The organism is Clostridium nigeriense (assembly GCF_050585265.1).
Taxonomy (GTDB): Bacteria; Bacillota; Clostridia; order Clostridiales; family Clostridiaceae; genus Clostridium; species Clostridium nigeriense_B.
In genome coordinates, this window is the sequence record NZ_JBNOOE010000003.1 from 90939 (window position 1) to 102610 (window position 11672).

General features: G+C 27.4%; 11 protein-coding genes and 1 pseudogene. 11 read left to right on the plus strand and 1 reads right to left on the minus strand.

Going from position 1 to position 11672, the window contains the following annotated elements; genetic code table 11:
- Positions 1-268 precede the first annotated feature (268 nt).
- From ACQPVP_RS04025 to ACQPVP_RS04065, 9 genes and pseudogenes are all read left to right on the plus strand, one after another.
- Entirely contained in the window at positions 269-526 is a 258-nt protein-coding gene (locus ACQPVP_RS04025; protein ID WP_430847473.1) for a CD3324 family protein, read from the plus strand.
- A gap of 198 nt (positions 527-724) precedes the next feature.
- Positions 725-1291: a GNAT family N-acetyltransferase gene (locus ACQPVP_RS04030; RefSeq protein ID WP_430847475.1), complete on the plus strand. Its 567-nt coding sequence runs from the start codon at positions 725-727 to the stop codon at positions 1289-1291.
- Between the two features lie 92 nt (positions 1292-1383).
- Positions 1384-2793 carry an amino acid permease gene (locus tag ACQPVP_RS04035; RefSeq protein ID WP_430847477.1) on the plus strand — a complete coding sequence of 470 codons (1410 nt, stop codon included), beginning with the start codon at positions 1384-1386 and terminating at the stop codon, positions 2791-2793.
- 346 nt (positions 2794-3139) lie between these two features.
- Positions 3140-3952, plus strand: a complete 813-nt coding sequence (locus ACQPVP_RS04040; protein WP_430847479.1) for an ABC transporter permease — start codon at positions 3140-3142, stop codon at positions 3950-3952.
- Positions 3953-3961: 9 nt separating this feature from the next.
- On the plus strand, positions 3962-4945 hold the full coding sequence (locus ACQPVP_RS04045) for an ABC transporter ATP-binding protein (RefSeq protein WP_430847481.1): 984 nt from the start codon (positions 3962-3964) through the stop codon (positions 4943-4945).
- Between the two features lie 23 nt (positions 4946-4968).
- Positions 4969-5775 carry an ABC transporter permease gene (locus ACQPVP_RS04050; protein WP_430847483.1) on the plus strand — a complete coding sequence of 269 codons (807 nt, stop codon included), beginning with the start codon at positions 4969-4971 and terminating at the stop codon, positions 5773-5775.
- Between the two features lie 21 nt (positions 5776-5796).
- Complete coding sequence (locus tag ACQPVP_RS04055; protein ID WP_430847485.1) at positions 5797-6753, plus strand: DUF5937 family protein; 957 nt, start codon at positions 5797-5799, stop codon at positions 6751-6753.
- A gap of 51 nt (positions 6754-6804) precedes the next feature.
- Positions 6805-6905 (plus strand): annotated as a pseudogene (locus ACQPVP_RS04060) (peptide deformylase); the annotation flags it as partial.
- Between the two features lie 112 nt (positions 6906-7017).
- Positions 7018-7545 carry a putative immunity protein gene (locus ACQPVP_RS04065; RefSeq protein WP_430847487.1) on the plus strand — a complete coding sequence of 176 codons (528 nt, stop codon included), beginning with the start codon at positions 7018-7020 and terminating at the stop codon, positions 7543-7545.
- A gap of 134 nt (positions 7546-7679) precedes the next feature.
- On the opposite strand, the gene ACQPVP_RS04070 is transcribed toward ACQPVP_RS04065, so the two are convergent.
- Positions 7680-8051 (minus strand): hypothetical protein, encoded by a 372-nt coding sequence (locus ACQPVP_RS04070; protein WP_430847489.1) that lies wholly within the window; start codon positions 8049-8051, stop codon positions 7680-7682.
- 349 nt (positions 8052-8400) lie between these two features.
- Here ACQPVP_RS04070 and ACQPVP_RS04075 point away from each other — a divergent pair, with 349 nt between their 5' ends.
- A complete protein-coding gene (locus ACQPVP_RS04075; protein ID WP_430847491.1) occupies positions 8401-9660 on the plus strand; it encodes a Gfo/Idh/MocA family protein in 1260 nt (419 codons plus the stop codon).
- Between the two features lie 42 nt (positions 9661-9702).
- Entirely contained in the window at positions 9703-11595 is a 1893-nt protein-coding gene (locus ACQPVP_RS04080) for a beta-N-acetylhexosaminidase (protein ID WP_430847493.1), read from the plus strand.
- Positions 11596-11672 lie beyond the last annotated feature (77 nt).

The following is an 11672-nucleotide window of genomic DNA, read 5'->3' on the forward strand; positions in this document are numbered from 1 at the left end:
TGGATTTGTAATAATATTAGCAATTAATAGAGTATGATAAAATTAGAAAATACTTAAACATTGACATAGAAGACAGCTATGATATACTCATATTTATCAATTTTAAGGCTTTGGAGGTGGGAGGTATGTTTATAAATTTAAAAAATAATTTTAATAGTGTTTATACCCATGCAGAATAGTAGAAATGCAACAAACTGCGTGGGATAAAAAGTTGCATTAGCTGCTCATTCTGCACTTTATTTAATTAATTAAGTAAAGGAGTATGAATATGAAATATATTAATGCAGCAGATGTGCTTCCAAAAGAATTATTGAATGAAATTTTAAAGTACGTAGATGGGAAATTATTATATATTCCGACTTCCAGAAGAAAAAGAAAATGGGGAGAATGTAGTGGCTCAAGAGAATACTACAAGAAACGTAATAATGAAATAATAGATCAATATAAAAATGGAGTAACAATAAATAACATAGCTAAGAATTATTGCTTATCATATGATTCAGTAAGAAAAATAGTTAATAAATAAATTAAAGGAGATTTTACCATTAGGGTAAGATCTCTTTTAATATAGGAAAAAACAATTATAACTATTATTGAGGCTATGACTATGCTATTTTAAATTATAAAATAGGAACATAATCTAAAAAGATATATGTCTTTTAATGGAAATATTCTATTATTTATAGATAAAACAGAATGATAATTTTAGGAGGATTAGAATAAAATGAAAATTAAAATGGAACTAGAAACAGAAAGACTAATATTGAGGCCATGGAGAATTGAAGATGCGCCTGCACTATATAAATATGCAAGGGATCCTAAGGTTGGTCCAATAGCTGGATGGCCAGTTCACACAAGTGTTGAGAATAGCCGTGAAATAATAAGGGATGTATTTTCTAACGAAGGGATTTATGCAATTGTTCCAAAAGGAGAAGAAGAACCAGTTGGATGTATAGGGCTTTTAATAGGAGAAGCTAGCGATTTCGGGATTGGATCAGACGAAGGAGAAATTGCTTATTGGATTGGGGCTCATTATTGGGGAAAAGGCCTTGTACCAGAATCTATTAGAGAATTAATGAGATATTCATTTGAAGAACTTGGACTTAAGGCACTTTGGTGCGGATACTTTGAGGGGAATGAGAAGTCACTTCGTGCTCAAGAAAAATGTGGCTTCGAGTATCATCATACTAATTATGATAAGCCTTGGCCTTTGATGGGAGATGTAAGAACAGAAGTTATTACATGTATCACTAAGGTGAAATGGTTGAATAATATGTTTATTTGCAAATAGTATAGGGAAGATGTTAAAATGATAAAAGCTACAAGATATAATAATATTATAATTGTGGTTTTTATTATTTTAATTGAAATGAGGTTAAAAATATGCCGGAAAACAAAAGCAAAAAAATTATGTGGTATAGTCTTGCATTAATGGCCTTTTCAGGAGTTTGGGGATTTGGTAATGTAATCAACGGATTTTCTGAATATAATGGATTACAAGCAATTGTAGCGTGGTTAATTATTTTTGCAATCTATTTTATACCATATGCATTAATGGTTGGAGAATTAGGATCAGCATTTAAAAGCCATGGAGGTGGTGTTAGTTCTTGGGTTGGTGAAACTATAGGACCTAAGATAGCGTACTACGCAGGTTGGACATATTGGATTGTACATATGCCATATCTTTCACAAAAACCTAATAGCTTTATGATTGCAACAAGTTGGGCTATTTTCCAAGATAGTAGAATTAGTAAGATGAATACATTATTATTACAAATAAGTTGTTTAATTATATTTGTAATTGCTATGTATATTGCATCAAAGGGATTAAATCCATTAAAGAAGTTATCTTCTTTAGCTGGAACATCTATGTTTGTAATGTCTATGCTATTCATATTATTAATGATGGCAGCACCAGCAATTACAAATGTTCAATTAAATGAAATTGATTGGTCATTAAGTACATTTATGCCGAAGTTTGATATGTCATTCTTTACAAGTATTTCAATATTAGTTTTTGCAGTTGGGGGTTGTGAAAAAATATCTCCATATGTAAATCAAATGAAGGATCCAGCTAAAGGTTTTTCTAAGGGAATGATTACACTAGCAATTATGGTTGCAGTTACAGCAATACTTGGAACAATTTCATTAGGAATGATGATTGATTCAAATAATATACCGAGTGATTTAATGACAAATGGAGCATACTATGCATTCCAAAAGCTAGGTGAATACTATAATTTGGGAAATTTATTTGTTATAGCTTATGCCATTACTAATATGATTGGACAGTTTGCAGTACTTATAATTTCAATAGATGCACCATTACGTATGTTACTTGATAGTGGGGATAGAAGATTTATTCCAGAAAAGTTATTTGTACAAAATAAAAATGGAGCATATACTAATGGACATAAATTAATTTTTGTTATAGTTTCTATATTAATTATAGTTCCAGCAATAGGAATTGGAAGTGTTGATGAGCTAGTTAGATGGTTAGTAAAGCTAAATGCAGTATGTATGCCTTTAAGATACTTATGGGTATTTATAGCCTATATAGCTTTAAAGAAGGCTGGAGACAAATTCCAAAGAGAGTACTATTTTGTTAAAAATAGAACTTTAGGAATAATTTTAGGAGCTTGGTGTTTTGCATTCACAGCATTTGCTTGTATAGGTGGAATGTATTCAAAAGATGTATTCCAACTAGTACTAAATATTATAACTCCATTTATATTAATTGCATTAGGATTAATATTACCTTATATAGCTAAAAAAACAAATACATCTAAATAATAGAAGAGGTTATCTTAGTAGAAGTATATAAATTACTGAGATAACCTTTTATTTATATTATTTACTAAGTAATTAAATTAATATCTATAATAGTGCATTTTCTCTTAAATAATTTTACAATCTCTAAAGAATGGCTCAATAGCCCAACAATCTGTATATTGAATTAATTTTATTTTATTCAGTTATAAAAGTATTCAAGTATTTTTGCGATATTATAGTAATATAATTATTAATTAGAAATTATTGACAAGAATATAAGTGTGGTATATAATTCCATAGCCTTAAAGGAAACTGGGTTTTGATTAACTAAATAGTTAATCAAAATTATAATAAAAGGAGGATTATTATGGAATGGAGAATATTAAGAGCCACATTTAAAAGAAATTTAATTATTAATTTAAGAGCATATCCAAAGGATTTCTTTATAGGGAACTTGCTAACAGGAGTATATACTGTAATTTCTGCTTTATTTATGTACAAGATGTTATTTGATGGAAATATAACAGAGGAATTTGTACAGTATACAAGTACTGGAGATTATATGGGATATATAATTTTAGGAAGTTTAACATATCTATTTGCTGTTAGGACATGTCTAAATGTAAGTAGGAGTCTTATTACAGAATTAAGAGAAGGAACTTTAGAAAGCTTAATGATAGCACCATTTAAAAGAATAGAATATTTCTTAGGAAATATGCTACATCAAACTTTAGCTACATCTTTTGAAATTATGGTATCTGTTATTATTGCTATTCCTTTTGGGCTAACCTTTAAAAATATGAATTTTATATCATTTTTATTAGTGTTTATCATTGCTTTATTTGGATTTTTTAGTTTATCTTTAGTCCTTGGAGCATTAATGCTTTATACAAGGGATACGTATATATCACAAAATACATTATTTGTTGGAATGTTACTTTTATGTGGAATCACTTTTCCAATAGATTATCTACCATATCCTTTAAGGATAGTAGGTGAGTTAATCCCTGTAACAGAAGTTTCCAATTTAATTAGGGGAACAACATTGCTAGGACAGGGAATAGTAGAGCAAATGCCAAGAATTATTTATGTAGTTTTATTAAGTCTAGTTTATTTATTAATTGGATTTAAATCATTTAAGTATGTGGAAAAAATTGCATTAGAAAAAATACAAGGATAGGTGAGAAATATGATAGAGGCAAAAAATTTAAAGAAGGTTTATGAAACTAAAGTATCTAAAGGATTATTTAAAAAAGAAAAGGCCTTAGTGAATGCAGTAAATGATGTATCTATAAGAATAAATAAAGGTGAAATCATAGGTTTTTTAGGTATTAATGGAGCAGGAAAAACAACAACTATAAAAATGTTAACTACATTAATATCACCAACAGAGGGAAGTTATTATGTAGATGGTATAGATGCTATTAAGAATCCTATGGTTATTAAAAAGAAAATAAATATGGTAGCAGGAGGAGAAAGAATGATTTATTGGAGGCTTACAGCTTATGAAAATCTCTGGTATTATGGGAGCCTTTATGGATTAGACTCCAAGTTATTAAATGAAAGAATAGATGAGCTATTAAAGCTAGTAGGGTTATATGAAAATAAAGATAAAAAAGTTGAAGAGTTTTCAAAGGGCATGAAGCAAAGATTACAAATAGCTAGAGGCTTAATAAATGATCCAGAATATCTTTTTATGGATGAGCCAACATTAGGATTAGATGCTATAGTTTCAAAAGAACTTAGAAAGCATATAAAATCTTTAGCTAAAGAAAAAAATAAGGGAATATTATTAACTTCACATTATATGGAGGAGGTAGAGGAACTTTGCGATTATATTTATATATTAGATAAGGGAAATATAATAAATCAGGGAACAGCAAAGGAATTAGCTAAAGATGCTTTTTCACATATAAACTTAAAATTATCTTTATATAATGAAGGTTATAACTTTAAGGAACACTTATTAAAAAAATTACAAGAGGAAGATAATAAGGTCAAAATAATTCTAAAAGAAGGGTATTACAATATAGAATCAACAAAAGACTTAAGAGTAGAAATATCAGAATTTTGTAATAAAAATGAGATACTAATTAAAGAAATCTTTAAGATAGAGCCAAGACTAGAAGATATAATAATTAAACTATCTAATACTAGAAAGGTACCTAATTAATTTGAGAAAGAGTGGTTTGTATTATGAGGAAGTTTTTTAAAGTAGTAAAAGCAGAATGTAAGAAACAACATTTAAATTATTTTCATAGTAAAATAATTTATGTATCATTATTTATATGGCCTGTTTTAAATTTTATAACTAGTTATTATAGCTTTAAACCTTTTAAGATAATAAATAGTAAAATACCCTATTTAAATGAAGAAAATATAATTATATATCTTTTATTAGGATATATGACTATGAGTTTATTTAGAAGCTTAGTTCAATCAGCTTGGAACTTTTCTTTCGAGAGAATAAGTGGTACATTAGAGTTAATATATCTATCTCCAGCTTCTAGACAAGCTGTTATACTGGGTAATGCAATCTCATCACTTTTTGAAAGTGTAGTAGTTATGGTATGTTTTTCTATAGGAGTTATTATATTTAAAAAAGAAGTTTTAAATATAAATTATCTAAGTTTAATGATAGTTTTATTAATTACATTAGTAATGGCTGTATTATGGGGAATGCTTTTAAATTCGTTATTTTTATTTTCAAGAGATTCAGGATTTTTATTTACTATACTAGAAGAGCCAATGGAGATTTTTTCAGGGGTAAAGGTTCCAGTAGTGGTCTTTCCTATTTGGGCAAAAGCTATTAGCGTGATATTTCCATTAACCTATGCTATAGAAGGAGTTAGGAAGGTAATATTGAGTGGTGGTAGTATATATTTAGGTAACTTTATTAGAATAGGAGTTACTATAATAATTATTGAATATATAGCTTCAGTAACAATTATTAAAATCGTTGAAAAGCATAGTAGAAAAACAGGAAACTTTACTTATTTTTAAATAAAAGGATGTTGATTAATTATGAGGGTAGATGCAATTTATGAAAATGGAATAGTTGTTGAATTTGTATATTCACCATTATTTGAAATGTTTTGTGCACTACATGTGCTTTCAAATAGTCAGCATCATATCCATAGAGAGAAATGGGTAGAAAAGATAAATAGTTTAATGACGGAAAAAATGAAAAATGATATTAATAGATTTTCTTTAATTACAGATGAATATTTAATAATAATGGATTTTTGTAATGATTTTAAAGAATGCTCAGATTTAAATATATTAAGTGCATTAGATTTTCTTGATGATGTGCCATTTTATAAGATAAATGGAGTATTTAAAAATTACAATAAAAGAATAACAAATATATATTATAGAGAGCTGTTAAGATTTCTAAGAGATTTTTATATTGAGATTTTTCAAAATGAGTTAAAATATATAGAACCAATTATTATTAGGGAATTAAAGAGAAAATTAACTTTAGGAAAAGATAAAGGAATTTTTTATCTTATAAATAGTATTCATAGTAGAATAGAGGTTCTAGAGGATGAAATAGTATTTTATAAGTTTAAAGAGTTTAGAGTAAAACTATTAGATCTAAAGTATATAAATATTAATGTTTCTACTTTTATAAGTCCACATTTACTTTTAGGACAAGGTAAAAATAGCATAAATTTAACTGTTTTAATAGAGTTAGGGAATAATGAAGATAAGTGCCCTAAAGATTTAGAGAAAAAGCTTAAAGCTTTAGGAGATGCCACAAGACTTAGGATATTAAGTGAAATAAATCCTATAGGGAAAAGCACTCAAGAATTAAGTGGTATCTTAAATATATCAGAAGCTGCAGTATCTAAGGCTTTAAAGTTATTGTTAGAAGCAAAATTAGTAAATAAAATAAGAAGAGGTAATTATATAATATACTCATTAAACTCTATAGAAATTGATTATTTACCATATAATATTTATGAATATATAAATTAGAAATAAGTTATATTTATTAAATTAATAGGATAAAAAATATTATAATAATAAATTATTGATGATTTAGTAGATACATTAAGGAGAATTTAGAGTATTGTGTTGGCATGGCTGCTAATATGATAGGAGTTAAAAAACGTATTCTTGTATTTACTGCACAGATTATTCAACATGAAATAGGCAATTTTGAAGGGATAATAATCTAATATATAAAATTTCGTATGATGAGATTATTAATTAAAAAATATTTAAGAAAAAGGAGTTATAATGGCTAAAGTACGAAAAATGCTTGGAAAAGCGGATTCAACATATATTATATCTCTTATGAGATTAATAGAGACACAAAACAATAATACAATTATAAAATGGTGCAATGAATATGCAAATGAATATATTCTACCAATTTATGAAAAAGATTATCCTAATGATCTTCGTTTAAAAAATGCATTAAATGCAGTAAATGAATGGCTAGAAGGAAAAATTAAATTAGTAGAAGCAAAGAAATTTATTAAGGAAGTTCAAGTTGCTGCAAGAGAAGCAGAGAAAAAACCAGCTGCACAAGCTGCAGCGAGAGCAATTGGGGCAACAACAGCAACGATAAATACTGTAACAAGTTCACTAGGACTTGCGTTTTATGGGGCTGCATCTATAGCATATTCATCCGTTGGTGTTAATGAACAGGCGTATGTCTATGATGAAATTGCAGCAAAAGAGTGCAAAAAAATGGAAGAGGCTTTACGTAAAATTGCTATAATAGATGAACCTAATCCAGCTAAAATAAATTGGTATTGCTAAATATGTAAACATAACAATAATATGTAATGTTAGGTTGGGGGATTTTTTTAAAATAGATTTCTATATGTGATAAAAAAGCAAATATGAATAATATTTAAAAGGACACCTATTTTGTGTCCTTTTAAGCATATATGTTATATTATAAAGTTTACTACAATTACCAATAGTCCAGCCATAACTAAAGAAATTGTATTTAATCCTACACTTATAGTAGTTTTTATATTTTTAGTCTTATCTTTTTCCATTTTAGTAACTTGGAGGTTTGCATTAGAAATATATTGAGCGTTAGTTTGTCCAAGACCTTGCATAGATAATCCTATTGGATTACCTCCAAAAGATGAAAGAGTTCCTCCAATAATAAAAATTATGCCCTCAATAAAAAGCATATTTTTTAATTCATAACCATTGAAATTTGTAATTATAAGTGCAATTACAAATAAAACTATAGCCCAAACAAATCCTAAAACTACACATTTCCTAATAGTTTTTAATACACTTTTATCCATAGATTTCCCCCCCTTTTTATATGGTAATAAAGTTTTCATATATTTATTATATAGCAAATATAATACAAGTTAAACATTAATTTGGAATAATAGTAATTACATTACAGTAAGTCTAAACTTTTTTATTTACAGCTGGATGAAAGGGATTAAGTCAAATCATTATAACACGATAGAGTAAATATCCATCCAAACTATAATGAATATAATATATTTAAATTACTAGAATTATATGAATTTAAATACCTTAATAAATTAGGATAAAAAGTTGAAAATGATACTAATATATTAATTTTTAAATTTATATAATTAGAATATATAATTTAACTATTAAAAGAAAAGGGGAAATTTTATGAGTAAAATCCATGTAGTATTAGTAGGTGCTGGAGCTCGTGGAAAGGATGTATATTCAAAATATATACTTAATAATCCAGAAGTTGCAAAGGTAGTAGCTGTAGCAGAGCCCAATGAAGAAAAAAGAAAAATGATTGTAGAGGCTTTTAATATTCCAAAAGAAAACGTATTTAATAGCTGGAAAGAGATTAAAGACAAAGAAAGACTTGGAGAGGCTATGATAATTGCAAATAATGATGAAGATCATTATTCACCTTGCAAATTAGCTTTAGAAAAAGGATATCATGTACTTTTAGAAAAGCCAATGACAAATAATTTAGATGAATGTATTAAGCTTGGAGAACTATCAAAAAAATATCCTAATCAATTGTTGATGATAGCACACGTATTAAGGTATACACCTTTTTTTGAAGAAATAAAAAGAATTATTGAAAGTAAGGAACTTGGTGAGTTAGTAAGCATTCAACATAATGAAAATATAGGATACTGGCATTATGCACATAGCTTCACAAGAGGGAACTGGAAAAATTCAGACGAAACCTCACCATTAATTTTATCTAAAAGCTGTCATGATATGGATATATTAACATGGTTAACTTCTTCTAAATGCAAAAAAATAGCATCTTTTGGGAATTTGAGTAAATTATGTAGTAAGCATTATGATAAAAATACAATGAGTGAGCGCTGTTTAGATTGTAGTGTTGAAGAGGATTGTCCTTATTCAGCTATTAAGTTATATTTAGGAGAAGCGCCAATTATGGTAAATTATTTAGATCCAAATCCGACTAAGGAAAATATTTTGAATGCCTTGAGGAATGGTGATTACGGAAAGTGCGTTTATAAATGTGACAATAATGTAGTAGATCATATGACAACTATACTAGAATATGAAAACGGTGTAACAGCAACTTTCAATTTATCAGCCTTTACTTTAGATTGTAATAGAACAATAAAGCTTATGTTTACAAAAGGTGAGGTTGGAGGAAATGATGAAAAAAATACTATAAAGGTAAAAAGATTTGGTAAAAGAGAAATGACAACCATACATCCTATTAAGGTAGAAGGTGGACATAATGGTGGTGATACTAAATTAACAGAGGCATTTTTCAAAAGTATTTTAGATAAGGACTTTGATATAAAAACTACAGCAAGTAAAAGTGTAGAAAGTCATGTAATGGCTTTTGCTGCTGAATATTCTAGACTTAACAATGTAATTGTTGACATTGATGAATTTATAAAAGAAAGATTAGAAAAATAACAATTTAAATAAATAATATTTTGCTTCTTAAGGAGGAAATAAATGAATTATAATGGATTAAGTGAAGAAATGAAAAATGCCCTAAAGGATGTAAGTAAAATAATAAATATAGACTTTATATATGAAAATGAATCAATAGAATTTTCTGTTCTTGAAGAGAATTCTGTTAATGATATAGAAATAAAATATGGCAGAGAAAATTATATAAAATATAAAAATAGAAATCATTTATTTAGAGCTTTAAGCTTGTATGCTCAGTTTATTAAGGAAGGAAAAGAAAACTTTGAGCTTAAAGAAAAAGCTTTAATACAATCAGTTGGAACTATGATTGATGTTTCAAGAAATGCAGTATATAAAGTAGAAGAAATCAAAAAATTATTAGTAAAAGTTGCTTTAATGGGGCATTCAAGATTTATGTTATATACTGAAGATACCTATGAAGTTGATGGATATAAATATTTTGGATATTTAAGGGGTAAATATAATAAGGCTGAATTGAAAGAAATTGATGATTATGCATATTCACTAGGTATTGAAGTAATTCCTTGCATTCAAACCCTTGCACATTTAAAGCAAACTTTAAAATATGAATATGCAAAGGATTTTAGAGATACAGCAGATGTTCTTTTAGTGGGTGAAGAAAAGACATATAAATTTATTGAAGCGATGATTTCAACTCTTAGAGGAGTATTTAGAAGTAATAATATTCATATTGGTATGGATGAAGCCTTTGACTTAGGAAGAGGTGAATCAATTAGTAAAAACGGATACAAATCACACCATGAGTTAATGATTGAGCATTTAAATATTGTAAATGAAATTTGTAAGAAATATAATTTTAAACCAATGATGTGGGATGATATGTTTTTTAGAGCTGGTGCACCAAATGGAAATTATTATGATTTAGATACGGTTATAACAGAAGAAATTACAAGTAATATTCCTAAGGAAGTAAGCTTAGTTTACTGGGATTACTATAATTCCGATGAAGAGGTTTATGAAAAGTTATTAAAAATTAGAGAAGGCTTCAATAACAATATAATATTTGCAGGTGGATCTTGGAGATGGCTTGGATATGCTCCTACTTATTCGAAAACTTTTTCAACAACTAATGCTGCTTTAAAGCTATGCAAGGCTAAAAATATAAATGAAGTACTTGTAACCTTATGGGGAGACGATGGTTCAGAAGCTCCTTTAAATGTATCTTTATTAGGATTAATGCTTTTTGCAGAGCATAGTTACTATGAAGAAGTGGACGATGATTGGTTGAATAGTAGATGTGAGTTTTTAACAGGTTTATCAATGGAGGATTTCTTTGCACTAGAGAAGCTAGATTTAGTTCCAACAGTTAAATATCCTAATTTAAAGGAAGTAAATCCATCAAAATACTTAACTTATCAAGATATATTACTAGGAGCTTTTGATAAGCATATTGAAGGATTAGAGTTAAATTCACATTATAATAAATTAGCAAAAGAATATGAAAAGATATCTAAAAAAACAGAAGAATATAAAGAAATGTTTTTAACCTTTTCAAAACTAAGTAGCTTCTTAGAATTAAAAGCAGAAATAGGAATTAACTTAAGAAAAGCATACTTAAATAAAGAGAAGGCAGAGCTTAAAAATATAAAAGATTATATTTTAAAAGAATTGATAAGAAGATTAGATGATTTTCATAATAGTTATAGAAAACTATGGTATAGAGAATGTAAGGGGCAAGGCTTTGAAGTAATTGATATAAGGCTTGGAGGAATTAAAGCTAGATTAGATTCAACAAGATATAGATTAGAAGAATATTTAGCTGGAAATATTGATTCTATTGAAGAGCTTGAAGAAGAAATATTATATTTCCTTAATAATTTTTCAGAAGACTGTAAATTAATTTCTTATATAAGATATAAAGATATAGTTACACAAAATACTTTAACTTGGTAACTTAAATTTAATAAAATAATTTCCCTTTTAAAATAGAGTGGTAGACTATAGTAATTTCTCGTTATAGAAATTAAGTA

Excerpts from the sequence above, each read along its gene's own strand:
- ACQPVP_RS04025 (WP_430847473.1), top strand. The coding sequence starts at position 269 with ATGAAATATATTAATGCAGCAGATGTGCTTCCAAAAGAATTATTGAAT.
- ACQPVP_RS04030 (WP_430847475.1), top strand. The coding sequence starts at position 725 with ATGAAAATTAAAATGGAACTAGAAACAGAAAGACTAATATTGAGGCCA.
- ACQPVP_RS04035 (WP_430847477.1), top strand. The coding sequence starts at position 1,384 with ATGCCGGAAAACAAAAGCAAAAAAATTATGTGGTATAGTCTTGCATTA.
- ACQPVP_RS04040 (WP_430847479.1), top strand. The coding sequence starts at position 3,140 with ATGGAATGGAGAATATTAAGAGCCACATTTAAAAGAAATTTAATTATT.
- ACQPVP_RS04045 (WP_430847481.1), top strand. The coding sequence starts at position 3,962 with ATGATAGAGGCAAAAAATTTAAAGAAGGTTTATGAAACTAAAGTATCT.
- ACQPVP_RS04050 (WP_430847483.1), top strand. The coding sequence starts at position 4,969 with ATGAGGAAGTTTTTTAAAGTAGTAAAAGCAGAATGTAAGAAACAACAT.
- ACQPVP_RS04055 (WP_430847485.1), top strand. The coding sequence starts at position 5,797 with ATGAGGGTAGATGCAATTTATGAAAATGGAATAGTTGTTGAATTTGTA.
- ACQPVP_RS04065 (WP_430847487.1), top strand. The coding sequence starts at position 7,018 with ATGGCTAAAGTACGAAAAATGCTTGGAAAAGCGGATTCAACATATATT.
- ACQPVP_RS04070 (WP_430847489.1), bottom strand. The coding sequence starts at position 8,051 with ATGGATAAAAGTGTATTAAAAACTATTAGGAAATGTGTAGTTTTAGGA.
- ACQPVP_RS04075 (WP_430847491.1), top strand. The coding sequence starts at position 8,401 with ATGAGTAAAATCCATGTAGTATTAGTAGGTGCTGGAGCTCGTGGAAAG.
- ACQPVP_RS04080 (WP_430847493.1), top strand. The coding sequence starts at position 9,703 with ATGAATTATAATGGATTAAGTGAAGAAATGAAAAATGCCCTAAAGGAT.